Source organism: Ensifer sp. YR511 (assembly GCF_900103045.1).
GTDB classification, from domain to species: Bacteria; Pseudomonadota; Alphaproteobacteria; order Rhizobiales; family Rhizobiaceae; genus Ensifer; species Ensifer adhaerens.
Genome location: NZ_FNGR01000011.1, coordinates 155,981 through 178,698 on the forward strand (window position 1 = coordinate 155,981; position 22,718 = coordinate 178,698).

The following is a 22,718-nucleotide window of genomic DNA, read 5'->3' on the forward strand; positions in this document are numbered from 1 at the left end:
TACAAAGGCGGCGAGCCGCACCCGCGCCCGCTCTATGCGCTCGCAGCAAACGCTTCGAGGGTCGCGGCAAGCAGCATACGGGCACCTTCGATGGAATGCGCGGGCTCGACATATTCCGCTTCGTTGTGGCTAAGCCCATCGCGGCAAGGCACGAAGATCATGGCTGCCGGCGCGACACGACTGACGAACAAGGCATCGTGGAAGGCGCCGGAGAGCATACGCCTGGTTGTCAGTCCGAGCGATGCGGCAGCGCGATCGAGGCAGGTGAGCAGGTCGTCTGAAAAGAGGGCCGGCGGCATGTCGAAGATTTGCCGCGTTGTGCTCTGGCAACCGTTCGCCTTGGAGGCGTTGTCACATGCCTGCCGGACCCGCTCTTCCAGGTCGTCGATGGCGTTGGTCTCCGGGTGGCGCAGATCGACGGTGAACGTGACCGACCCCGGAATCGAGTTCACCGAACCTGGTTCGACTGCGAAGCGGCCGACGGTAAAGCGTGCGCGCGGGTCGCCCGGCATGGCGCTCCTATACAGTGGTTCAAGCGCGGTAACGGCCGCGGCCATCGGGTCGCGACGGAATTCGAGCGCCGTCGTGCCCGCATGCGCTGCCTGCCCATCGATCCTGACCTCCAGCCACCGCGTGCCCTGGATGCCATAGACGATGCCAACCGGTATGTTCTCCCGTTCGAGCGACGGGCCCTGTTCGATATGAAGCTCAAGGTAGCCGGTGACCGGGAAGCCGAGCGGGCGCATTTCGGCTTCCGGCAGGGCTTTCAATGTTGCCTCCAACTCATCGACGAACAAGGCTCCGTCGCGGCCGCGAAGATCGGACCAGGCCTCGGGGATGGCACCGGCGGCAAAAGCCATCGATCCCATCGTGCCGGGGGCAAAGCGGCTTCCTTCCTCGTTCGTCCAGGCAACGACCTCAAGCGGAAAATCAGTCTCGATGCCGGCATCTTCGAGACTTTCCATCACCTCAAAGGCCGCCAGGGTGCCGAGCGCTCCGTCAAAGCGCCCGCCGGTCGGCTGGCTGTCGAGGTGGCTGCCGATCACGAACGGCGGCCTTTGAGGAAAAAGGCCCTCCCGCCGGATGAACAGGTTTGCCATCGGATCCTGGAAGACGCGGAAACCGCGCGCAAGCGCGAGTTCCGCTAGCAGCCGGCGGGAGCCCCGATCTTCCACCGACAAAGCCTGCCGGTTGACGCCCCCGGCCGGCGTCCCGCCGATTTTTGCGAAGTCATCAAGACGCTTGAGCAGGCGCTTGCCGTCCACTGTGGTGCGAGAGGTCATGGTCGTTCCCAAATGTCGCCTTGATCAGACGTAGGCTGCGTCATGAAAGGCGATTTCCAGTTGCTGCGCTCGCCCGAAGATAGCGCTCAGGCGTTTGCGCTCGGAAGCCTCGAGCGCGTCGCCGGCTACGTCGAGTTCTTGCTTCAGCCACTTCGCCTGAGCCGCAAACTCATCATCGGCGTGCATTTCGACCCATTCCTTCAAATGTGGATCGGCAAACGATGAACGGGCGGCCCTTTTCGACCAGATCCAGTACATCCACTCGGCCGCAAACATCGCAGCGACGGTATCGAGGAAACCGCCGTTGCGGGCGATGTCCAGCATACCCGTTCGGAAAGCCTCGACCTCGGCAACATTGAGATCATAGGTGCCGGGATCGATATTGCGTTCGGCAAAAATCCGTTCGAAGTAGGCGATCTGCTGGTTGGCGAGCGCATCCAGAACGGCAATCAACCAGCGCTTCTGTTCGATCGTCTCGGCCTTCGCCGCCGCAAAGGCGAAGATCGAGATCGCGGTTTCGACGAAGGCCCCCTCATAGACGAGATAGCGTTCGAAAACCTGCGGGGACAGGCGCTCCATCACGATGTCCTCGACGAAGCGATGGTTGACCATGGCTTCGAAGACGGTGGCGTTTTCCCGCAGGATCTGTTCCGAAAGCGTTTCAGCCGCCATCGTCATGCCTCCAGCGCGGGTTCGGCAGCGGCACGGAAAGCCTTAACCCGCTCGATATCGACCGGGTTCCACCAGACCCCGCCTTGCTTCAGAGACGAGGCGACGATCACGCCGTTGGTGCGCCTGAGGATTTCGACGATGTTGTCCTTGGTCACGCCCGAGCCGACCAGAAGCGGCAGGTGCGTAGCCGAGCCGATCTCCTCGATCTCCTCGATGGTTGCCGTATTGCCGGTGCGCTGACCGGTGGCGATCACACCGTCGGCGTCGAAGAAGGCGAGGTCGCGCGTCAGTTCCTGGATCGAGCGATCGGCCACGATGGCGTGGGCACCGTGCTTCACATGGCTGTCGGCAAAGACCTTGATGTGCTCGGCACGCAGCAATGAGCGGTAGCGCATCGCTTCTGCGGCCCGCCCCTCCATGAAGCCTTCGTTGGCGACGTAGGCGTTGGCCCACTGGTTGACACGAATGAACTTGGCGCCGCCCGCCATGGCGATGGCAAAGGCCGGGATCGGCGCATTGGCAAGGACGTTGATGCCGAGCGGCACACCTGTCGCCCGTGCGATCCGGTCGGTGACGACCGACATGAAGGCTGCCGTTTCGTGGCCGATATCTTCCGGCTTGGAGAACGGCACGTCGCCATGATTTTCGATCATCAGGCCATGCAGGCCACCCTCGACCAACGCCTCGGCGTCACGCATGCAGGCATCGTAGATAACAGACATATCGGCACCCCGATAGCGCGGCGCACCGGGGAAGGCCGGGCAATGGATCATGCCGATCAGAACCTTGTCAGTCCCAAATATTTCCCTTATGGCGCTTGTGGACTTGTCAGATATTTCCTGCATTTCTCTCCCTTTCGAAGGTATGTTCATGCACGCTTACGTAATCGGTAATGTGACGGTGGACGAGACCATCGCCGTGTCGGAAATGCCGGCCGCGGGCGCATCGATCCACGGTAGCCAGCGGTCACGGGACCTCGGTGGCAAGGGCGCGAACCAGGCTGTTGTCATGGCCCGCACCGGCCTGCCGACGAGCCTTGTCGCAGCCTTCGGCGACGGCTTTCGCGCCGACATGATCCGCCAGCATCTGGCAAGCGAACCGGTGGTCAGCAGACTTGTGCCGGTCCTCGGCAAGTCCACCGACTTCTCGATCGTGCTGACCACGCCGGATGGAGAAAACGTCAACATCACGACCACCGACTCTGCCCAGAACCTCACGCTTGCCGACGCCGTGGCAGCGCTGGCCGACGCGGTTCCCGGCGACCTTGCTGTGCTCCAGGGAAACCTGTCGGACGAAACGACGCGCGGTGTCCTTGAAGCTGCGCGCGCCCGCCACATGATCACCGCCTTCAATCCGTCTCCCTTGCGTCCTTATTTCAGCACCCTGTGGCCCTTGGTTGACATTGCTTTCCTCAACCAGGGTGAGGCGCAGGCAATGACCGGTACCAGCGGCGAAGAGGCTGCCCGCAAGCTACTTGCGGCCGGCGTTCGCGAAGTCGTCCTGACCTTCGGCGGCGACGGAGCCATGCTCGTCACCGCCGAAAGCAGTGTCCGGATCGGCGCCGTCGAATGCGACGTCGTCGACACGACAGGCGCCGGCGACACGTTCATGGCGGTGGCGCTCGCATCCGCCGCACTTCGTGGCACTCGCCTCGATCGCACCGCGATCGAACATGCAACGCGCGCCGCCGCCATCACTGTAAGCCGTCCCGGAACCCGTTCGGCGTTTCCGTCGATCGAGCAGTTGCAAGCGATCCTGGCCGCGCGCTGAGGCTCTCCTCAGCGCGCGCTCCTCGCTGCGGTTAGCGCGCCGTTTCTGTCATCCACCCAAGGATGTTCTTCCAGAGGCGGCCGTAGCCTTCCCACTCGCAGAATGCCGGCGACAGCCAGTGGGGGCCGATATCGGACGTCCAGGCGGCGGTGCGCCCCTTGCCGAAGCCGCCAAGGACGAGCAACGGGTGTCCGCCCTGATCTTCCGGGAGCCGGGCGACGACCTCGGCTCCATCGCGAACCTCCACTTCATTGACGCCGAGAAGCAACGGCCAGCTGCCCGAAAGCCCCGCCATGGTCGGATGGTCCGGCTTGACGACGTCGGCAACCGCGCCCTCGGGAATCTCGACGCGGTCGTCATAGGGAAGGCACGTCACCGGAAGCGTGTCTTCGACAGCCGTGCGGCGCCAGCGCGCCTTACCGTCGATACCCTGGAAGGAGAAGTAGCCGCCGACCATCAGCAGCGCTCCGCCCTTTTCGACCCAGGCCTTGATGAGCTTCAATCGGTTCGGAACGGTGCGCGAATGCAGCCATACGGCCGGCGGCAGCAACAGCGAGTTGGCGCCGATATCCGACAGAATGATCGCATCGTATTGGTCGAGGCCTGCCATTTCATAGGGGAACTGGTCCACGGCGTCGTGTGCGGTCATGTAGGTCAGCTCGAACTCGCTGTCCTTGAGCACCTTGACGAGCGGTTCCGCGCCCAGATGGAAGGTCACGCTGCCGAACTGGTCGAAACCCTTGTAGTGGGTGGCGGAGCTTACCCAGCTCTCGCCGACGAGAAGCACTTTCTTTGTCATGGTCTATCCGTCTGTCTTGAATTGCGTTGGGAGCCGATATCAGGCCCCGGTTTGGAATACCGAGCGGGGGTTGTCCCGCATCATTCTGTCGAGCGCGCCGTCCTCCAGCCCGTGTCGTTTGAGACGCGGCAGGAAGTGGCGCAGGACGTAGGCATAGCCGTTGCCTCCGTAGTGGCTGAGCATCATCTTCAGGAACACATCGTGCGAGAGCAGGATGCGGTCCATGTGCCCGGCGTCCACCAGCCTGGCGATCGCTCGTGCTGCCTCTTCGTCGCTCGGGCACTGTACCTGTTGATCGGCATAGAAGAAGTCCATGCCGATCATGTCGTATTCGATGAACGCACCGCGTTCGGCGAGCTCGCTTTGATAGGCGAAATCGTCGTGGGACGGGTTCATGTGACAAAGCACGGTGTGGCGCAGATCCGCCCCTTCCTCGGCGACGACATCGAGCACCCGATGGCCGAGCCGGAACCAGCCCGGCAGGTGCACCATCAGCGGCAAACCGGTCCGGACCTGCGCCCGGGCGGCCCCACGCAGGGACTTCTCCTCGGCCGGAGTGAAATCGGAGGAGACGCCGATCTCGCCGATCAGTCCGATTTTCACGCCTGTGCCGTCAACACCGTCTTTGGCCTCGCGGACGATGCCGTCGGCGATCTGGTCGACGCTCATGTCGGCGACCTCGGCCGGATGCGAGGATGCAAGATAGTATCCGGCCCCCATCACGATATTGAGACCCGTCGCCTTGGAGATGCGCCGTAAGGCGAGCGGGTTTCGACCGATGCCATTGCAGGTGGGTTCGACGACTGTACGGCCGCCTGCGGTCGCGAAAGCCTGCAATTCGGCGATAGCCAAGGGTTCGTCGTCGAGCGTAATGTTGTGCTTGTTAACGAAGGGGTCCTGGCGCAGTTCGCCGAGGATCTCCATGCAGACGAAGCCTTCGGCGAGATACTGACGCTCCTTCGTTTGCGGTGCGTTCCACCAGCAGCGGCAATCGTTGAGGATATGCTCGTGCATCAGTGTGATGCCGAGTTGATCCGCGTCGATCGCGCCGTTCACCGTCATCACCTTGCCGGACCGCACATGTCCTTCTGACAGCTCCTTGCTCATGACGGTCATCTCTTGCCGCCAAAGCGAAAGTTGGCGGTGAAGATCCGGGTGTTGAGCCAGATCGCAACGAGAATGATCGCTCCGGTAACAATCTGCGTGAAGAACGGCGAGATATGCATGAGGATCAGGCCGTTGCCGATGACCGCAATTGTCATCGTGCCGAGCACGGTCCCGAGGATCGTGCCGCGCCCCCCCATCAGCGATGTCCCGCCCAGCACTACGGCGGCGATAACCTGAAGCTCGAAGCCGACGGCCGCATTCGAAGAGCCGGAGCCGAGGCGCGCGGCGATCAATAGGCCAGCAAGGGCGCAGGCAACGCCGGCGATCATATAGACCGAGGCGATCACCCATTTCGCCGGCATGCCGACGCGGCGAGCCGCTTCCATGTTGGACCCGACGGCGACGACCTGGCGGCCGTATTTGGTGGAGGATATGACGACATAACCGGCGACCGCGACCGCAACCGCGATAAGCGCAGGCATCGGAATGCCCAGCAATTCGCCGCGGCCGAGCATGAAGAAGCCGGGAGCGTCCTTGATCGGGATCGAGTACCCTTGCGTCAGATAGAGCGCCAAGCCGCGCAGGATCGACAGGCCGGCAAGTGTGACGATGAACGCCGGAATACCCTGATAGGCGGTGAACCATCCCTGCACGAAGCCGAGAAAGGCGCCGAAGAAGAGCATCGCAACGACGACGAGAGGCCAAGGATAGCCCATGGCCAAGACAATGGCCGCAACCGCATTGACCAGGGCGACCTGCGAGCCGACAGAGAGGTCGATGCCGCCGGTGATGATGACGAGCGTCATCGCAACGGCGACGATGAGAATCGGCGCTGCCTGGCGGATGACGTTCAGAATGTTGCCGAGCGTCATGAAGGTATCGGTCGTGGCCGCGAAAAAGACGACGCAGGCCAGGAAGAAAAAGGCGATCGACAGGACCTGGGCGTTTTCCGAAAGGAAGTCTGCCGCCGGCGAGCCTTTCGCACGTTCGGTATAGGCCGTCATTGCTTGGCTCCTTCCCCGACGATCAGCTTGACGAGGTCTTCCAGGTTGGTCTTGCCGATTTCGCGCTCGGCGACCTTGGTGCCTTCGTACATCACGGCAATGCGGTCGCAGACACGGAACAGGTCCTGGAGACGGTGCGTGATCAGGATGACCGAGACGCCCTTTGCCTTGACGCGGTTGATCAGCGCGAGCACGGCTTCGACCTCCGCCACGGCGAGCGCCGAGGTGGGCTCGTCCATGATCAGGACTTTCGGATTGAACGAAGCGGCGCGCGCGATCGCGATCGCCTGACGCTGTCCGCCCGAGAGCTGAGCGACCTTGCCGGTCAGACGCGGAATGCGGATTTCCAGCGCATCGAGCATCTTGCGTGCTTCCTCGAGCATGGTCCTCGTATCGAGGAATGGCCCTTTGCTGATTTCTCGACCGAGGAAAAGATTGCCGACCACATCGATGTGGTCGCAAAGGCTCAGGTCCTGAAAGACCATTTCGATATTGCGGTTACGGGCGTCCGCAGGTCCTGAGAACCGAACCTCTTCGCCTTCCAGCGTAATGGTCCCGCCATCGGGAATGTAGGTGCCCGAGATGACCTTGGTCAGCGTCGATTTGCCGGCGGCGTTGTCGCCGACGAGGCCAAGGCACTCGCCAGGATAGATGTCGAGGTCGACGCCACGCAGCGCCTGGTGCGATCCGAACGTCTTGACGATCCCTTTGAGGGACACGCGGGGGCTGACACCGGTGCGGGAGGGCAAAGCCCCCCCGACACCAGCGACAGCGGGAGGATGCTGTCTTTCAGTCGTCATCATTTGAAGATCGCCCGATATGGCTCGACGTTGTCCTTGGTGACGATCGTTACCGGCACGGCGATGGTCTTTTCGACGCTGCCGCCGTCGGAGACCTTCTTCAAGGCGTCGACGGCAGCGGCACCCATGGCAGCCGGATCCTGCTGGATCACGGCGGTGACGTAGCCGGCGTCGATGCCGGCGATCGCCTGGGCCGTCAGGTCCCAACCGAAGACCTTCACGCTATCCTGCTTGCTCTGGCTTTCGACCGCGGCGATGGCACCCATCAGGGCCGGCTCGCCGGTCGCATAGATTGCGGTCAGGTCGGGATTGCCGGTAATCAGGTTCTCGGCGGCAGCGAGTGCGTTGTCCTGCACGTTCTGTCCATCGACGACGCCGGCCGAGCTGATACCGTCGACATCCTTGATGGTCTTTTCAAATCCCTCCTGGCGAACGTTCTGAATGAAGGAGTTCAGCGCGCCGACGACACCGATCTTGGCTTTGCCATCGGCGTTGGCCTTGATGTAATCGAGGAAGAACTTGCCCATGTCGGCGCCGGCCGTGGCGTTGTCGACGCCGATCTGCGCCTTCTGCGGGCCCTCCGGAAGGATCGCATCGATGGCGACGACGGGGATCCCGGCTTCGGCTGCCTGGTTGACCGCCGGCATGATGCCGTTGACGTCGATTGCGACGACGGCGATGCCATCGACCTTCTGCTGGATGTAGGTTTCGATCGCACTGTTCTGCGCGGCCGGGTCGTTGTTGGCATTGAAGATGACGAGCTTCGCGCCGGCAGCGTCGGCCGCCTTCTGCGCTCCTTCGTTCATCTGATTGAAGAAAAGCGCCTGCTGGTTGATTTGCACGAGTGCAAAGGTCTTTTCGGCGGCAAGGGCCGGCGAGAGAGCAGCGCCGAGGGTCGTCAATGCCGTGAAACCAAGCGTGGCGACTAAAGTCCTGCGTTTCAAATTCCAGTTCATGTTCTCATCCTCTGTTGGTTCTCCATTGCGTGATTTATCGTTTCGCAGGCGGAGCAACGGATTTCCGCACGACGATTTCGACTGGCAGGAGCTCTTCGACGAGAGCCTGTTTGCCCTGCCAGTTTGTTTCGAGAAGAAGGGAGAGGGCACGCCCGCCGATCGCGCGGACCGGCTGGCGAATGGCGGTCATAGGCGGACCGAAAAGATGGAGCGGGCCGACGTCGTCAAAGCCGATGACCGAAACATCGTCCGGGATCGACACCCCCTGGTCCCGGAAGACCTCGATCATGCCGATGGCGATTTCGTCCGAGCTGGCGAAGATCGCCGTTGCCGGGCGACCTTCCTCGATGAAGCGCTTCGCCGCCTGCCGACCGAAGGCCACGGTGTAGTCACCGGCGTATTTTAAAAGACGGATATCCTCGCCGAACGCATCGCGCAGCGTCCGCTCAAGACCGTTGGAGCGCCGACGCGAACTGATCATCGCTTGCGGGCCGCCGACGAACAGCACATCCCTGTGGCCGAATTCCGCCAGATGCCGGCCTGCGAGCGCTCCGCCCAGCTCGTTATCGCAGAAGAGCTTGGGCGCCTGCGCGCCGGGAACGTCTTCGTCGGCGATCACGACTTTGCCGGTGCGGTTTATCAACGTGGCGAGTTGACCGTCGTCCGGGTGGTTGGTGACGAAGATCAGGCCATCGACGTGATTGCGTTCGATCAGCTGGAGATAGGCGACCTCGCGACCGGCCCGGTTCAGGGTGGCGTAAAGCGAGACGGCAAGCCCGCGGGTATCCGCCTCTTCTTCGACGGCTGCCACGAGCGTCGCGAAGAAGGGGTTGGCGATATCGGGAACGACAAGACCGATCGTATCGGAACGACCGCGGCTGAGCCGGCGGGCATGCGGGTTGGGCTGGTAATTGAGGTCGCGGATCGCATCCGAGATCCGCTTCTTCGTTTCGGAAGGCAGGTCGAGCGATCCGTTCAGCAGGCGCGAGACCGTTGTCACGGAAACGCCGGCAGCTCGGGCTACATCCTTCAGACCTGTGACGCGTCGTGTGGTCACCTTGGCTCCATCCCCTGCCGTTGTAAACCGATTTACTAAAACGCTTTACAATAAGATTTCGACTTTCGTGTTCTGTCAAGAGACTTTCTCTGACACGAGGTCGGTGCGCCTATGGGGCCACGGATCGAGGCTCGGCCTGGGGCCGATTGGCCGCGGCGAAAAGGCCGCAAGGTCAATGCCGTTCGCACCTGAGAAAGCAGCATCTTGGCGCCGCGAGGCGGGAACAAATCAGGGGCTGATCGATTGAGAGATCATGAAAAACAAGGTTCCATTGGCGGCGCTGATGCTGCTATCCCCCGCCGCGCTGGCCAATGCCCAGACGCTTCAGCCAGAAGCCATCGACGGTGCATCGATTACGCCCACATTGTTGGAACGGACGACCGAGACCTCGGACAAGCCAGACCCCGCCATCGTCAGGCTCCAGGTGCTTCTCGATCGGGCGGGGGCGTCGCCCGGTGTGATCGACGGTTTCGCCGGTGAGAATGTCGCCAAGGCGATCGCCGCCTTCGAGACCATGCAAGGTCTGTCCGCTGACGGAACATTGGACGCCGACGTCATCGGGCGACTGCCGGACCAGACGACGGTGGTCGAGCCCTACGTCATCTCCGAGGACGATGCTCAAGGATTGGTCGCTGAGATCCCCGAAGACTACTCCGAACTGGCGAAGATGGCTCAGCTCGGATACACGAGCGTCGCCGAGAAGCTGGCGGAGCGCTTCCACATGGATATCGATCTTCTCAAGGCGCTCAATCAGACTTCGGCGTTCTCAGTCGGTGACACGGTTTCCGTTGTGAACCCAGGTCCACCGACGCAGGGAACGGTCAAGCGCATTGAAGCGCACCGGCGCACCGGTCAAATCGTGGCACTTGGCGCCGACGATACGCTGATCGCAGCCTATCCGGCAACGATCGGCAGCCGGGAAACGCCATCTCCTTCGGGAACGCACAAGGTCAAAGGCGTCGCCCGAATGCCGCCCTATGTCTACAATCCCAAGATCAACTTCAAGCAGGGCGACAACCGAAAGATCTTGACCTTGCCGGGCGGTCCGAACGGTCCAGTCGGCACAGTCTGGATCGATCTCTCGAAGCCCACCTACGGAATTCACGGCACGCCGGAGCCGTCGATGATCGACAAGTCGGGATCGCACGGATGCGTTCGCCTGACCAACTGGGATGCGGAGGAGTTGGCGGGGATGGTCAAGCCTGGCGTGATTGTCGAGTTCGTCGACTAAGGTAGCGAAGACGTTTAGGAATTTCTGAACGGGCAAGAAGTCGAAACCGGCCACCGATCATGCGGTGACCGCTCGCGCAATTCCCATGTCGAAGCTTCAGCGGATACGCGTCTGAACGCGCACGATGTTCATCTGGAGCTCGTGGCTGGTTGCCTGTCTACCGAGCACCTTGATCAGGCGCTGCTCTTCGGTTTTGTGAATACCGGTCCGCCGGCAATAATCCGCGACGTCCCAGATATGTCTGATCTGGGCGTTGGCGACTGTTCGAACATCCGCGTGTTTCATTCCGTGCCTCCCCTAACCCAATACAACGTTTGGAGGCTGGTTTGGTTCCGCCAGGATGCGTTCCTGGCGGCTGTGGGTGCGTTCGTACCGATCCGTCGTGTATGGGCGCCAGCTACAAGGTGCAAAGCGATCGCGACGTCGGGGTCAGCCGAGAAACCTCGATCCTTCGCCAGCACTGGCTATCCATTCGAGGAAAGACCTCACTGGTCCATCTGACGTCCTTGTTCAGTTGCTCCCGATGCCGTGAAAGGCCGTCGTCGTCCTCATGCATTTCAAACCAGATAAACACCGTTTCGCCCTCACGGACGGGGAGCCTCGGGAAGGCGTTTGCGCTGCGTTCGGTAACGAACACCGCGTCGATGCGAGCACCGGCGTCTTCGAGGATCGGCAGTGCCTCGGCGATGAAGAATGCAGCGAAACGGTCCTCCGTGCCGGGCGCCAGCGAGCAGAGGTTCACGGTGACGACACCTCTGGTCGATTGTGCCTCTTGCTCCCTTGCAAGGTTGTGAGGAAACGGCTGCATGCCAGCGACAGGCTTGACCAGCAACACATTGTCCGAGTTGAGCATCGTCTCGTTGGCGCGAGACCCATGGTCCTTCCAAACCGGGCCCGAATAAAAGGCCGCCAACGCGTCGGTTCGCGTTTGCATATCGGCAAAGGAACGTACCCAGACGAAGGCGTCGGGATCGTCGCAGTCGCGGAATTCGCCTTCAAGACGCATTCCGAGCGCTTCCTGCGGTTCAACGAATTCGCGGTCAAACAAGTCGATCAGGCGATCCCTTCCGCCGGGATGAAGTCGGTAGCGGCGAAGTTCGTAAACGGCGTGCGGTTCCATGAATCCTCCAAAACAGGTCAATTGTCCTGTTTCTAATAACAGGTTGATCGACCTGTTTTGTCAAGGCACTATGGCGAACGATTTTTCAGGCGGCGGTCATGAGCGAACACAAAAGAACCAACGATCCTCAAGCGGTGCGCCGCAGGATCGTCGATGCGGCCTACCAGGCCTTTGTCACCCAAGGATATCTCGCGACGGGAATGCAGGAATTGCGCGCGAAGGCATCCGTCTCGGGGGGCGCTATGGCCCATCACTTTCCGGCCAAACGGGAACTTGGATTGGCGGTTATCCGCGACCGCGTCGCCGAAGCGGTGCGGCAAACGTGGATCGACCCGCTGCGTATCTCGAGCGATACGCCCACAGCGATCGATCAGATCTTCACCGAGATCATCAGCGAGCTCTCCGAAAACGGCTCCGTCTCCGGCTGCCCACTGAACAATATGGCGATCGAAGTCTCCAGGCATGATGACGAGATGCAGCAGGCGCTGGGTGCAATTTTTGAGGCTTGGGAAGAAGCGCTCGCAGCGCGATTCCAGGAAGACATCCGCCTGAAGCGCGTCGCAGGCATTCAACCCGACAGCCTCGCCACCCTGATCATCGCCGCCTATTCCGGCGCGATGGCGATGGCAAAAGCCAATCAGCACACACGTCCGCTCGTGAACTGTCAGGCGGAGATCGCAGCACTTCTCGCGTCGAAATACGTCTAGGCTGGGTCCGCTCGGCTCCCTCGTGGGGAGGCCGCTGCTCCGGATTATCCGCAAATGTTGGGGGTGTGGGCGACAGCTTGAGATGCTAGAGGTGCTCATCGGGAAGGGGCACTCCAGTAAACAGGAGACTTCTCGATGAGCAGAACTGCCATGAACGCCCTCGGACAACCGCTCCATTACAGCGGAAGTTCGACCGCATGGTTTTCCGCAACCGGATCCGGGTCCACGCTCTACGGAACTCCCGGCAACGATTCGATCTGGGGCGACGGTTCCGTCGATGTGACCATGTTCGGCGGCACGGGCGACGACGTCTACTATCTCTATTCATCGACGAACCGGGCCGAAGAGGCACCCGGCGAAGGGATAGACACGATCGATACCTGGATGAGCTACAGCTTACCGGAGAACTTCGAAAACCTGACCGTCACCGGTGACGGTCGACACGCCTTCGGCAACAGCGCCGACAACATCATCACCGGTGGCTCCGGCAGCCAGACCATCGACGGACGCGCAGGCAATGACGTGCTGGTCGGTTCCGGAGGCGCTGATACCTTCGTGTTCGAGCACGGCAACGGCAGCGACCTTGTCACCGACTTCAGCTCCAACGATACCATTCGTCTCGACGGATACGGGATTACCTCGTTCGAAGAGGTGCTGGCGAATGCAGGCCAGCAGGGAGACGATCTCCGCCTCCATCTCGGCGATGGAGAAAGCCTGGTCCTGGCCGATATGACAGCCGACCAACTGCAGGAGGGCCAATTCCAGTTGAGCCTGGACCGATCCGCCCTGACGCAGACCTTCTCAGACGATTTCGACACGCTTCAGCTCACCGACGGCACGGGCGGCATCTGGGATGCCAAATACTGGTGGGCGCCGGAAGAGGGGGCGACGCTCTCGGAAAACGGTGAGCTGCAATGGTACGTCAATCCGAGTTACGGGCCGACCGCATCGGCTAACCCGTTTTCGGTCGAGGATGGTGTACTGACGATCACCGCAGAGCGTGCACCGGACGCAATCCAGTCGGAGATCGGCGGCTATGACTACACGTCCGGGATGTTGACGACCTATTCGTCCTTTGCACAGACCTACGGTTACTTCGAGATGCGGGCCGACATGCCGGACGATCAGGGCGCCTGGCCCGCTTTCTGGCTGCTGCCCGCCGACGGCTCCTGGCCGCCGGAGCTCGACGTCGTCGAAATGCGCGGGCAGGACACCAACACCGTCATCACCACCGCCCATTCCAACGAAAGCGGCGAGCACACGATCGTCAGAGACGGCGCGCAAGTAGCCGATACCGACGGGTTCCACGATTACGGCGTGCTTTGGACGGAAGACGAGATCGTCTGGTATTTCGACGATACGGAGATCGCCCGCGCCGATACCCCCGCGGACATGCACGAGCCGATGTACATGCTCGTCAATCTCGCGGTCGGCGGAATGGCCGGCACACCCGATGGCGATTTTGACGACGGGTCGCAAATGAAGATCGATTCCATCGAGGCCTATGCGCTGGACGCCGACTGGCTGATCTAGGCGGAGAAGCACGAAGGGGGCCGGCAGCGTCCGGGCTGCCGGTCCCGGCCTGTCGGAGCCGGAACGTTCGCCGTTCCAGCTCCGCAACAGGGCTAGTCCGCGATATGCGTGAGCCAATGGCGCGGCTTGTTGTCGGCGAGCTGAGCGACCTTATCGATCTTGTTGCTCATTACCCAAGCCATTGGCTGTTGGTGCAGCGGCAGCATGATGATCTCGTCCTTGACCATCTGCAGTGCCTTGGTCTGCAGATCGAGCCGCTTGGTCCGATCCATTTCGGTCGATGCCTGGATGATCAGCTTGTCGATATCAGGATAGCTCCAGCCGCCCCAGTTGAAGACGCCCGCCTTGTCGCTCCTCGTCTCGATCATCTGAAGCAGGATCGAGTAGCTGTCGAGCATCGGCTCGTTTGCCCAGCCGATGATGTAGACATCCGACAGACCGCCCGTGCGTTTGGGCGCCTGTGCCGCCGTCGGGCCGATGTCGAGTTGCGGCTTGAAGCCGGCGCGGCTCAGCATGTTGACGATGCTCTGGCAAAGCTCCTCTTCGTTGACATAGGCCTCGTTCGTGCAGACGAGCGTGAAGGGGAGATCGCTTGCGCCGGCCTCGGCGAGCAGCTTTTTCGACAGTTCGGGATCGTACGGCACGACCTTGTCCAGTGCTTCGACATATCCCGGGATTTCCGGCGCAACGATCGCACCCGCTGTCCTCGACTTGCCGCGCATGACCCGCTTCTGGATGAGTTCTGTGTCGAGCGCATGGGCGACGGCCTGGCGGACACGCAGGTCGTTGAACTTGTTGTCGACGCCGTCGGCCAGTTTCGGTTTGCGGTTGAAGCCCATCATGATGGTGCGAAGGTCGGTGCGCTCCATCACCTTCAGGTCCGGCTGCGCGACAAGGCGCGGAAGATCCTGCGCCGGCGCATTCTCAGTGAAGTCGATCTCGCCTGACAACAGTGCCGCCACGCGTGTCGCGGCTGAGACAATCGGCGTAAACTCGATGCGATCGATGTTGGACTTCGCCGGGTCCCACCACTCGCCGTTCTTGACCAGAACGGTCTTGCTGTCGGGCGTGCGGCTCTCGAGCTTGAACGGACCCGTGCCGTTGGTGTGGTAGGTAGCGTAGCCTTCTATCTTCTTGCCGACATCCGTCGGCTTCAGCGAATTGTTGTCGGCGAGCCACGTGGCGTCGAAAATGTGGATGTTCGTCAGGTCGTTCAAGAGCAGCGGATAGGGGCCGGTCAGTTCGATATCGACAGTGCGGTCGTCGACCTTCTTCGCCGACTTGTATGCCGGGAGGTTGCCCCGCAGCGGAGATGCCGGATCGCTGACCCGCGTCAGCGAGGCGATCACGTCATCGGCCGTGAAATCAGCGCCATTGTGGAACTTGACGTCCTCGCGCAGATGGAACCGCCAGACCGTGTCCGATACCGTTTCCCAGGAGGTCGCCAGGGCCGGCTCGATCTTCAGGTCGGCGTCAAAGCGCACGAGCCCTTCATAGACGTGATTGAGGAAAGACAGCGTGTAGCTGTCGCCATAGGAATAAGGGTCGAGCGAGTAGATATCGCGCGAGGAGCCCCATTTGAGCGTCTCCGCGTGAGCAGCCGCGGAAAGCGCCGTCGACATGGCGGCTGCGAGGATCAGTTTCTTGAGCATTCTGCTGTTCTCCTTTGTTGAGGTCACCGGTCCCCTTGAACGGGAAGCTTCTTTTTAAGAGGCAAGGACGGCTCACAGGCCGTCCATCTCGCCGCCCGACAGGGGCGGCCAGTGGCGTGATCTGCTGTTGCGCGGCATGACCTTCTCGGTCGTGTCGATCACCGCAAAGACCTTCGGCGGCCTATGCGGCAATCTCGATCAACCGGCGTTCCTGGACGGCGATGCACCCAAGCGAAAGCCTCCTGGCGAGGCTTGAAGCACCAAGTCCCGTTGTCGATCGGCGGTCATTCGATGGCCAACACCAAGCATCAACTCGAACAGGGGCATATCTCTGCGCCGCTTCATGGAGGCGGTTCAGAAACCCGAGGCCAGTGTTGGACGCCGCAATGGCGATCGAACGAGGAGATGTCAGGCGAGCCGGCCCGGCGGTGCGGGCTCGTGCGTGCGGCATTGCAATACATCGTGCGAGTGCGCGGTCTTCTGGAGCCCTTGCATCAACCTGCTCCTCCCTAGCTCGTTGCTGCTAAGCGGCACCATCGCACGCCAAAAGTATTTGTCAACGTCTTTGTCGACAATCTTGAATACGCTTATGGCGACAATCCAAATGACCGATTGATCGGCCCAGGCGCGAGCAACATTCCGGGCAATGGAGAGGACGCCTTAGCCCAAGATACGCTACGGCCAGCTCGATAGGGAAAGCCACAAGCGGTCAACCTGTCACTTCGCCACGGAGGCCTGCTCGCTGCCGCCGCAAAGACTGTCGATGCGGGCGCGAACCCGGGCGACGCCCTCGGCAATGCTTGTGCTTGGAATGGACGAATATCCCATCCGGAAGTAGCGGCAGGGCTGGTCGCTTCTGGGGAAGAAGGGCGAGCCGGATTCGACCAGCACGCCGTCCTGCCGCAATTCGCTGACCAGCCGGTCGGCATCGAGCCCTTCCGGTCCCTCCATCCAGAAGGACGTGCCGCCGAAGGTCGAGGAGCCTGCGACTTTCAGGTTCGCCCTACGCAGTGACTCGGCCATGATTACGTGGCGCTTGTGATATTCGGTCCGCATCCGGTGGAGCACGGCGTCATAATGGCCGAGCGCCAGGAAATAGGCTGCGGTGCGCTGAAGGTGTCCGGGCGGGTGGCGCAACATCAGCGAGCGAAGCGCACGCGCCTCGCGAATGAAGGGGGCTGGCGCCACGAGGTAGCCGAGCCGAAGCCCGGGAAAAAGCGATTTCGAGAAGCTGCCGATGTAGAGCACCCGGCCTGACGGATCGAGCGCCTTCAGCGCCGGGGAAGGCGGAGCGAGGTAGCTGATCTCGAACTCGTAATCGTCCTCGACGATGACGAAATCCCGTTCTTCCGCAGCCTGCAGCAGTTGCGTACGCCGATCCACTGGCATAGTCGCGCCGGTCGGCGAGTGGTGGCTCGGGGTCACGAAGACGGCATCGACGTTTTCCGGCAAGGCATCCGGTGACAGGCCCTCGACATCGACATCGACGGTGGTGACGTCGGCGCCGCTCAACAGCAGCGAGGCGCTGATATCGGGATGGCAGGGATTTTCGCAGACGGCGGCGGAGCCCTTCTCCAGGATCAGACGGGTCACGATCCAGAGCGCATTCTGCGCGCCGACGGTGACGAGGATTTCGTCCGGCGTGGCATGGATGCCCCGGCGCGGCAGCGTGCGCGAGCAGATGTAGTTGACCAGCCGCACATCGTCGGCCGCGGCAAAGTCGCTCGCCATCAGCACGAAATCCTCTCGCGCCAGAGCCCGGCGGGCACAGTCGCGCCAGGCATTGAGATCGAACAGTGTCGGGTCCATCTGGCCATAGAGGAAGGGGAATGGATAGCGCCGCCAGTCCAGCGGCTTGGCGACCTGGCGCACGACGCCAAAGCTCATCTTGATCTTGCGGCTCCAGTCGATCGGATTGGAGCCGGCGGATCGGCGCTCCCCTTCCACATCCATGCCCGGCGGATTGCCGGAGATGCGATAGGAGCTGCGGTTGACCGCCTCGACATAGCCCTGGTTGATCAGTTCCTGATAGGCGAGTGTCACCGTGATGCGCGATATTCGCAGATAGTCGGCGAGCTTGCGGCTGGATGGCAGATGCGCGCGCGGCTGCACCCTTCCGGCGAGCACGGCCGAAACGACCGTCTCGCGCAACTGCGCCTGCAGGCCGATCCCACTGTCGCGATCGATGAAAAAAATGGTTTCGGAAACGTTCATCTGCACGACGCCTGCTCCCCCGACGGCGTTAAACTGGATCTATTCAACTTCCAGACTGGATATAACGCAAGCCGGATCTCGGCCTTATCGTCATCAGCAAGACCGGAGAAACGGTCAGCGAATAAACAAAGAGGAGGAAGACAAATGCTACATGGACATTTCAGACGACTGGCCGCAGCCGCCAGCATTGTCGCGAGCCTGGCCGCATCCGGCGTCGCTTATGCCGAAACGAAACTCGTCGTCGGCTATCAGCAGATCGTTGGCCCGTTCGTGGCTGCGATCGCCGATGGCCGCTTCGATGCAGCCGCCAAGGAGGCCGGCTATTCGATCGACTGGCGCCAATTCAGCTCGGCCGGCGACATCACTACGGCGCTTGCCTCCGGTGACGTGCCGATCGGCGTTCTCGGTTCGACCGGTACTGCGGCTGCCGCGACGCGCGGCGTCGAACTGCAGCTCTTCTGGATCCTCGACAATATCGGTCAGTCGGAAGCGCTAGTCGCCCGCGAGGGCTCGGGCATCGAGACGCCGGCCGATCTCAAGGGCAAGAAGGTCGCCGTGCCTTTCGTCTCGACGTCGCATTTTCACTTGCTGGTCGGTATGAACAAGGTCTGGAACGTCGATCCGCGCGAGGTGGAAATCCTCAACCTGAAGCCGCCGCAGATCGTTGCCGCCTGGCAGCGTGGCGATATAGACGCGGCCTATGTCTGGCCGCCGGCGCTCTCAGAAATCCAGAAGACCGGCAAGACGATCTCGGATTCCGAGGTGATTGGCGCGGCTAGCGTGCCGACCTTCGACGGGCTGGTGGTCGACAAGGCCTGGGCCTCGGAGAACCCGAAGCTGATGGAAGCCTTCACCAAGGTTCTGGCAGACGCTTATGCCGACTACAACGCCAACAAGGCGGCGTGGACGGAGGAGTCGCCGCAAGTGGAAGGCATCGTCAAGCTGATCGGCGGCGATGGCCCGAGCACCGTCGAAGCCTTGCGCCTGCTTTCGTTCCCGAATGCGGATGAGCAGGCCTCCGAGGTCTGGCTCGGCGGCGGCGCCACGCGTGCACTGACCGAAAGCGCCAAGTTCCTCGTCGAGCAGAAGCAGATCAGCCAGTCGCTCGACGACTACGCGCCTTATGTGAACGCCGACTTTGCCAAGGCGGCCGCACAATAGGCTAATCTGTCGATTGCCCCGGCCGTTGAGGAGCGGCCGGCGCACCACCATAGACCGTGACCGAGGTGCAGGGAGGCATTTCTCATGGAAACATTGAGCGTCAGAAACATCAGTCTGACCTACCCGGGCCTCTATTCGGACCAGGCAATCATCGCCTTGAAAGGCGTCAACCTTACCATCAACAGCGGAGACTTCGTCGTTGCGCTGGGCGCATCGGGCTGCGGAAAGACGACGCTGCTCAACCTGATGGCGGGCTTCATGGCCCCGTCGGAAGGCGACATCACCCTTGGCAACCACCAGGTCAACGGACCTGGCGCCGAGCGCGGCGTCGTCTTCCAGAAGCACGCGCTTCTGCCGTGGCTGAACGTCATCGAGAATACCGAGTTCGGCCTCAAGCTGCGCGGCGTCGACAAGGCGACCCGGCGGGATCTTGCCACCAAGAACCTAGCTCTGGTCGGCCTTCAGGATTTCCACCGCCACATGATCTATCACCTCTCAGGCGGCATGCAGCAACGTGTTGGCATCGCAAGGGCGCTGACCTGCGATCCCGCGATGCTCCTGATGGACGAACCGATGGCAGCACTCGACGCGCTGACACGCGAGACCATCCAGGAGCTGCTGCTCAAGGTCTGGCAGCTCACCAACAAGATGTTCTTCTTCATCACCCACAGTGTGGAAGAAGCGTTGTTCCTCGGCTCGCGGCTGATCGTCATGTCGCCGCGCCCGGGCCGCATCACCCACACCTACGAGCTCAATTTCAACAAGCGGTTCCTCGCCGAGGGCAATGCGCGCGCGATCAAATCCAGCCCGGAATTCATCCGCATGCGCGAAGAAGTGCTCGGCATCATTTATGGCGACGAACGTGCGTCCGGCAACCCGGAGGTGGCCCATGCTTGACAGAGTGACACGCGCCAAGCCCGTAAAGGCCGGCAAGATCTTCGGCGCGCCCGGTGAAGGCAGCAGCGGCCTCATCAGCTTTTCGACGACGGTCGTCATCGTCGCTCTCTGGTTCCTCGTGACCGAAGGCGGCTGGGTCAAGCCGCTGTTCCTGCCGTCGCCGCTGGCGGTCTGGGACAAGTTCATGCTGGCGATGACCGACGGTGTTTCGAACTCGACGCTGATGCAGCACACGCTTGCCAGTATCGGCCGCGTGTTCGGCGCTTTCCTGCTGGCGCTGCTGACCGCCGTGCCGATTGGCGTGCTCATGGGCGTCAATCGCTTCGTGCGCGGCCTGTTCGATCCGATCATCGAATTCTACCGGCCGTTGCCGCCGCTCGCCTACCTGCCGCTCGTCATCATCTGGCTCGGCATCGGTGAGTTCCCGAAGGTGTTCCTGATCTATCTGGCGATCTTTGCGCCGATGGCAATTGCCGCAAGGGCAGGGGTGCGTTCGGTCTCGACGGAACAGATCCACGCTGCCTATGCGATGGGCGCCACCCGCGGGCAGGTCATCAGTCAGGTGATCATGAAGGCGGCCTTGCCGGAGATCTTCACCGGCATGCGCATCGGCATCGGCGTCGGCTGGACCACCCTGGTTGCCGCCGAAATGGTGGCGGCCAACCGAGGCCTCGGCTTCATGGTTTTGAATGCCGCCGAAAACCTCGAAAGCGACACGGTGATCATGGGCATCTTCATCATCGGCATCTTCGCCTTCGCCTTCGATCTTCTGATCCGCTACCTCGAAAAGGCGCTGATCCCCTGGAAGGGCCGCCTCTAACCGGCGACCACCTCCGACACTTCAATTGAATACGGCCTGGCGGCCTTTTGAAGACGGCCTTTCCCGTCTCCGGCGAAGCCATGCCTTACGACCAAGCCAAAGGACTGGACCATGACACTGACGGCAACCGATCTCAAAACCTTGTTCGATGCCTTCAACCGGCATGACATCGACGGGGTCATGCACTTCTTCGCCGAAGATTGCGTATTCAACGCCGTCGGCGGCCCGGAGGTCTACGGCAACCGTTTCGTCGGTACCGGTCCGATCGCAGATGCCTTCAGCGGCGTCTGGAAATCGATGCCGGACGCCGAATGGGGCAACCACAGCCACTTCGTCGAAGGCGATCGCGGCGTGTCCGAGTGGACCTTCTCCGGCACCGCTGCCGACGGCAGCCGCATCGAGGCAGAAGGCTGCGACCTCTTCACCTTCCGCAACGGCAAGATCGTGCGCAAGCAGGCGTTCCGCAAGAACCGCCCGGTCCTGCAACCCCGCTACTGATGGCCTGGAGCTAGAGCCATGCAACTGCGCGCCACACCCTTGAAGCCTGAAAGAGAGCCGTTTGACCCGGCCTATGACCCCAACCATGCCCGCAGCCCCGGCACGGGCAAGGACTATGCGCCGACCTACTGGATCGGCACCGCCGGTCCCGAACCGGAGGACGACGGTCCGATCACGGGCGATATCGATGTCGATGTTGCGATCATCGGGTCCGGCTATACCGGTCTCTCCTGCGCCATTCATCTGGCGCGCGAGCACGGCATCAAGGCAGCGGTTCTGGAGGCCAATGGCGTCGCCTGGGGCTGCAGCACCCGCAACGGCGGGCAGGCACAGATTTCCGCCGGCCGCCTGAAGCGCTCGCAATGGATCGCCCGCTGGGGCGTGGACGTTGCCCGCAAGATGCATGCGGAGATTTCCGAGGGTTTCGACCTCTTTCGCTCTCTCGTCCGCGAGCCCGAAATCGACTGCGATCCGCAGGATGGCGGCCATCTCTATATCGCCCACCGCGACAAGATGCTGCCGGCGCTGCAAAGCGAGGTTCGCGTTCTCAACGATACCTTCGGCTATCGCGCCCGCATGGTCTCGCGCGACGAGATCCACCGCGATTTCGTTCGCGACGAGGAAGCACGCGGGGCGATGTATGAGCCCGATGGCATGGGCATCCATGCCGCCAAGCTCGCCTTCGGTTACCTCAGGCTTGCCCGCAAGCTGGGGGCAAAGGTGCATACGTCGAGCCCGGTACTTGATTGCACCGCCAAGGGCGGCATGCATTACCTGACGACGCCTGGCGGAACGGTGCGGGCGCGTGCCGTCTGCATTGCGACGGCCGGCTACACGTCACCCGGCATGAACGCGCTCACCCGCCACCGACTGATGCCGATCCTGTCGAACTCGATCGTCACTCGGCCGCTGACGGAAAGCGAGCAGAAGGCGCTGAACTTCAAGGCGCGCATCCCGCTCACTGATACGCGGACGCTGCGTCACTACTATCGCATGCTGCCGGATGGCCGGGTGCAGATCGGCAGCCGCAGCGCCATCACCGGACGCGACGCGAGCAATCCGAAGCATCTCGAGCTTCTGCTTGCCGGTCTCTACCGCAAGTTCCCGGCACTCCGCGGCATCGACATCGACTACTCCTGGTGGGGGTGGGTGGATGTCAGCCACGACATGATGCCGCGCATCTTCCAGCCGGACCGGAGCCAGAGGCTGTTCTACGCCATGGGCTATGGCGGCAACGGCGTGATGTATTCCGCCCAGGCCGGCCGTCGCATGGCCCAGATGGTCGCCGGCAAAGGCGGCGGCCTCGACCTTCCCATCTTCACTTCGCCTCTGCCGGGCCACGGGCTTCTGACGCCGTTCCGACGGCTCGGCCAATGGGGAATGTACCGTTGGTACTACCTCCGTGACGAGATCCTCTAACTCTCTGAAATAATACCA

General features: G+C 61.8%; 23 protein-coding genes. 10 read left to right on the top strand and 13 right to left on the bottom strand.

Annotated features, from left to right (window positions below; translation table 11 throughout):
- Positions 1-32: 32 nt before the first annotated feature.
- From BLU15_RS19800 to BLU15_RS19810, 3 genes are read right to left on the bottom strand one after another with little or no spacing between them, the layout of a single operon-like run.
- Positions 33-1,283, bottom strand: a complete 1,251-nt coding sequence (locus BLU15_RS19800) for a Zn-dependent hydrolase (RefSeq protein WP_090297336.1) — start codon at positions 1,281-1,283, stop codon at positions 33-35.
- A gap of 24 nt (positions 1,284-1,307) precedes the next feature.
- On the bottom strand, positions 1,308-1,955 hold the full coding sequence (locus tag BLU15_RS19805; protein WP_060582269.1) for a TenA family protein: 648 nt from the start codon (positions 1,953-1,955) through the stop codon (positions 1,308-1,310).
- 2 nt (positions 1,956-1,957) lie between these two features.
- On the bottom strand, positions 1,958-2,800 hold the full coding sequence (locus BLU15_RS19810) for a BtpA/SgcQ family protein (RefSeq protein ID WP_060521152.1): 843 nt from the start codon (positions 2,798-2,800) through the stop codon (positions 1,958-1,960).
- Positions 2,801-2,825: 25 nt separating this feature from the next.
- Between BLU15_RS19810 and BLU15_RS19815 the strand changes: the two genes are divergently transcribed.
- Complete coding sequence (locus tag BLU15_RS19815; RefSeq protein WP_060610860.1) at positions 2,826-3,725, top strand: ribokinase; 900 nt, start codon at positions 2,826-2,828, stop codon at positions 3,723-3,725.
- Between the two features lie 31 nt (positions 3,726-3,756).
- On the opposite strand, the gene BLU15_RS19820 is transcribed toward BLU15_RS19815, so the two are convergent.
- The 6 genes from BLU15_RS19820 to BLU15_RS19845 are packed head-to-tail and all read right to left on the bottom strand — an operon-like array spanning position 3,757 to position 9,448.
- Positions 3,757-4,524, bottom strand: coding sequence for a glutamine amidotransferase (locus BLU15_RS19820; protein ID WP_090297339.1), 768 nt, complete (start codon positions 4,522-4,524; stop codon positions 3,757-3,759).
- A gap of 39 nt (positions 4,525-4,563) precedes the next feature.
- Positions 4,564-5,631 (bottom strand): phosphotriesterase family protein, encoded by a 1,068-nt coding sequence (locus tag BLU15_RS19825; RefSeq protein WP_060610867.1) that lies wholly within the window; start codon positions 5,629-5,631, stop codon positions 4,564-4,566.
- A gap of 5 nt (positions 5,632-5,636) precedes the next feature.
- Positions 5,637-6,635: an ABC transporter permease gene (locus BLU15_RS19830; RefSeq protein WP_060610650.1), complete on the bottom strand. Its 999-nt coding sequence runs from the start codon at positions 6,633-6,635 to the stop codon at positions 5,637-5,639.
- Positions 6,632-7,435, bottom strand: a complete 804-nt coding sequence (locus BLU15_RS19835; RefSeq protein WP_034790756.1) for an ATP-binding cassette domain-containing protein — start codon at positions 7,433-7,435, stop codon at positions 6,632-6,634. The genes BLU15_RS19830 and BLU15_RS19835 overlap by 4 nt, the downstream gene beginning before the upstream one ends.
- Positions 7,435-8,391 carry a substrate-binding domain-containing protein gene (locus tag BLU15_RS19840; protein WP_060521156.1) on the bottom strand — a complete coding sequence of 319 codons (957 nt, stop codon included), beginning with the start codon at positions 8,389-8,391 and terminating at the stop codon, positions 7,435-7,437. Before BLU15_RS19840 ends, BLU15_RS19835 begins: the two co-directional genes overlap by 1 nt.
- Before the next feature lie 34 nt (positions 8,392-8,425).
- Positions 8,426-9,448 carry a LacI family DNA-binding transcriptional regulator gene (locus BLU15_RS19845; RefSeq protein WP_090297342.1) on the bottom strand — a complete coding sequence of 341 codons (1,023 nt, stop codon included), beginning with the start codon at positions 9,446-9,448 and terminating at the stop codon, positions 8,426-8,428.
- A 253-nt stretch (positions 9,449-9,701) separates the two neighbouring features.
- On the opposite strand from BLU15_RS19845, the gene BLU15_RS19850 reads away from it, so the two are divergent.
- A complete protein-coding gene (locus BLU15_RS19850; protein WP_090297346.1) occupies positions 9,702-10,679 on the top strand; it encodes a L,D-transpeptidase family protein in 978 nt (325 codons plus the stop codon).
- A gap of 96 nt (positions 10,680-10,775) precedes the next feature.
- Here the strand turns inward: BLU15_RS19850 and BLU15_RS19855 are convergent, their stop codons facing one another.
- Complete coding sequence (locus BLU15_RS19855; RefSeq protein WP_060521158.1) at positions 10,776-10,964, bottom strand: hypothetical protein; 189 nt, start codon at positions 10,962-10,964, stop codon at positions 10,776-10,778.
- Between the two features lie 112 nt (positions 10,965-11,076).
- Positions 11,077-11,799 (bottom strand): NIPSNAP family protein, encoded by a 723-nt coding sequence (locus BLU15_RS19860; RefSeq protein WP_060610655.1) that lies wholly within the window; start codon positions 11,797-11,799, stop codon positions 11,077-11,079.
- 98 nt (positions 11,800-11,897) lie between these two features.
- Here BLU15_RS19860 and BLU15_RS19865 point away from each other — a divergent pair, with 98 nt between their 5' ends.
- Together BLU15_RS19865 and BLU15_RS19870 are read left to right on the top strand one after the other, a co-directional pair.
- The gene (locus BLU15_RS19865; protein WP_090297348.1) at positions 11,898-12,506 is read left to right on the top strand and encodes a TetR/AcrR family transcriptional regulator; all 609 of its coding nucleotides are present in this window, start codon (positions 11,898-11,900) and stop codon (positions 12,504-12,506) included.
- A 135-nt stretch (positions 12,507-12,641) separates the two neighbouring features.
- Positions 12,642-14,039 carry an endo-1,3-1,4-beta-glycanase EglC gene (locus tag BLU15_RS19870; RefSeq protein WP_090297351.1) on the top strand — a complete coding sequence of 466 codons (1,398 nt, stop codon included), beginning with the start codon at positions 12,642-12,644 and terminating at the stop codon, positions 14,037-14,039.
- 92 nt (positions 14,040-14,131) lie between these two features.
- Here the strand turns inward: BLU15_RS19870 and BLU15_RS19875 are convergent, their stop codons facing one another.
- Positions 14,132-15,691: an ABC transporter substrate-binding protein gene (locus tag BLU15_RS19875; protein WP_034790432.1), complete on the bottom strand. Its 1,560-nt coding sequence runs from the start codon at positions 15,689-15,691 to the stop codon at positions 14,132-14,134.
- A 127-nt stretch (positions 15,692-15,818) separates the two neighbouring features.
- Between BLU15_RS19875 and BLU15_RS40650 the strand changes: the two genes are divergently transcribed.
- Positions 15,819-15,947, top strand: coding sequence for a hypothetical protein (locus tag BLU15_RS40650; protein ID WP_256386627.1), 129 nt, complete (start codon positions 15,819-15,821; stop codon positions 15,945-15,947).
- Positions 15,948-16,408: 461 nt separating this feature from the next.
- Here the strand turns inward: BLU15_RS40650 and BLU15_RS19880 are convergent, their stop codons facing one another.
- The gene (locus BLU15_RS19880; RefSeq protein ID WP_034790431.1) at positions 16,409-17,905 is read right to left on the bottom strand and encodes a MocR-like pyridoxine biosynthesis transcription factor PdxR; all 1,497 of its coding nucleotides are present in this window, start codon (positions 17,903-17,905) and stop codon (positions 16,409-16,411) included.
- A 144-nt stretch (positions 17,906-18,049) separates the two neighbouring features.
- Here BLU15_RS19880 and tauA point away from each other — a divergent pair, with 144 nt between their 5' ends.
- The 5 genes from tauA to BLU15_RS19905 all read left to right on the top strand — a co-directional run bounded on the left by tauA (position 18,050) and on the right by BLU15_RS19905 (position 22,700).
- Positions 18,050-19,066: a taurine ABC transporter substrate-binding protein gene (gene tauA, locus BLU15_RS19885; RefSeq protein WP_034790430.1), complete on the top strand. Its 1,017-nt coding sequence runs from the start codon at positions 18,050-18,052 to the stop codon at positions 19,064-19,066.
- 84 nt (positions 19,067-19,150) lie between these two features.
- Complete coding sequence (locus BLU15_RS19890) at positions 19,151-19,963, top strand: taurine ABC transporter ATP-binding protein (RefSeq protein WP_034790429.1); 813 nt, start codon at positions 19,151-19,153, stop codon at positions 19,961-19,963.
- Entirely contained in the window at positions 19,956-20,783 is an 828-nt protein-coding gene (locus BLU15_RS19895; RefSeq protein WP_034790428.1) for an ABC transporter permease subunit, read from the top strand. The genes BLU15_RS19890 and BLU15_RS19895 overlap by 8 nt, the downstream gene beginning before the upstream one ends.
- A gap of 117 nt (positions 20,784-20,900) precedes the next feature.
- Positions 20,901-21,281, top strand: a complete 381-nt coding sequence (locus tag BLU15_RS19900; protein ID WP_090297417.1) for a nuclear transport factor 2 family protein — start codon at positions 20,901-20,903, stop codon at positions 21,279-21,281.
- A gap of 18 nt (positions 21,282-21,299) precedes the next feature.
- On the top strand, positions 21,300-22,700 hold the full coding sequence (locus BLU15_RS19905; protein ID WP_034790426.1) for an NAD(P)/FAD-dependent oxidoreductase: 1,401 nt from the start codon (positions 21,300-21,302) through the stop codon (positions 22,698-22,700).
- Positions 22,701-22,718: the final 18 nt, after the last annotated feature.

Bases quoted from the DNA above. Each gene is read 5' to 3' on its own strand.
- BLU15_RS19800 (WP_090297336.1), bottom strand. From the start codon at position 1,283: ATGACCTCTCGCACCACAGTGGACGGCAAGCGCCTGCTCAAGCGTCTT.
- BLU15_RS19805 (WP_060582269.1), bottom strand. From the start codon at position 1,955: ATGGCGGCTGAAACGCTTTCGGAACAGATCCTGCGGGAAAACGCCACC.
- BLU15_RS19810 (WP_060521152.1), bottom strand. From the start codon at position 2,800: ATGCAGGAAATATCTGACAAGTCCACAAGCGCCATAAGGGAAATATTT.
- BLU15_RS19815 (WP_060610860.1), top strand. From the start codon at position 2,826: ATGCACGCTTACGTAATCGGTAATGTGACGGTGGACGAGACCATCGCC.
- BLU15_RS19820 (WP_090297339.1), bottom strand. From the start codon at position 4,524: ATGACAAAGAAAGTGCTTCTCGTCGGCGAGAGCTGGGTAAGCTCCGCC.
- BLU15_RS19825 (WP_060610867.1), bottom strand. From the start codon at position 5,631: ATGAGCAAGGAGCTGTCAGAAGGACATGTGCGGTCCGGCAAGGTGATG.
- BLU15_RS19830 (WP_060610650.1), bottom strand. From the start codon at position 6,635: ATGACGGCCTATACCGAACGTGCGAAAGGCTCGCCGGCGGCAGACTTC.
- BLU15_RS19835 (WP_034790756.1), bottom strand. From the start codon at position 7,435: ATGACGACTGAAAGACAGCATCCTCCCGCTGTCGCTGGTGTCGGGGGG.
- BLU15_RS19840 (WP_060521156.1), bottom strand. From the start codon at position 8,391: ATGAACTGGAATTTGAAACGCAGGACTTTAGTCGCCACGCTTGGTTTC.
- BLU15_RS19850 (WP_090297346.1), top strand. From the start codon at position 9,702: ATGAAAAACAAGGTTCCATTGGCGGCGCTGATGCTGCTATCCCCCGCC.
- BLU15_RS19855 (WP_060521158.1), bottom strand. From the start codon at position 10,964: ATGAAACACGCGGATGTTCGAACAGTCGCCAACGCCCAGATCAGACAT.
- BLU15_RS19860 (WP_060610655.1), bottom strand. From the start codon at position 11,799: ATGGAACCGCACGCCGTTTACGAACTTCGCCGCTACCGACTTCATCCC.
- BLU15_RS19865 (WP_090297348.1), top strand. From the start codon at position 11,898: ATGAGCGAACACAAAAGAACCAACGATCCTCAAGCGGTGCGCCGCAGG.
- BLU15_RS19870 (WP_090297351.1), top strand. From the start codon at position 12,642: ATGAGCAGAACTGCCATGAACGCCCTCGGACAACCGCTCCATTACAGC.
- BLU15_RS19875 (WP_034790432.1), bottom strand. From the start codon at position 15,691: ATGCTCAAGAAACTGATCCTCGCAGCCGCCATGTCGACGGCGCTTTCC.
- BLU15_RS19880 (WP_034790431.1), bottom strand. From the start codon at position 17,905: ATGAACGTTTCCGAAACCATTTTTTTCATCGATCGCGACAGTGGGATC.
- tauA (WP_034790430.1), top strand. From the start codon at position 18,050: ATGCTACATGGACATTTCAGACGACTGGCCGCAGCCGCCAGCATTGTC.
- BLU15_RS19890 (WP_034790429.1), top strand. From the start codon at position 19,151: ATGGAAACATTGAGCGTCAGAAACATCAGTCTGACCTACCCGGGCCTC.
- BLU15_RS19895 (WP_034790428.1), top strand. From the start codon at position 19,956: ATGCTTGACAGAGTGACACGCGCCAAGCCCGTAAAGGCCGGCAAGATC.
- BLU15_RS19905 (WP_034790426.1), top strand. From the start codon at position 21,300: ATGCAACTGCGCGCCACACCCTTGAAGCCTGAAAGAGAGCCGTTTGAC.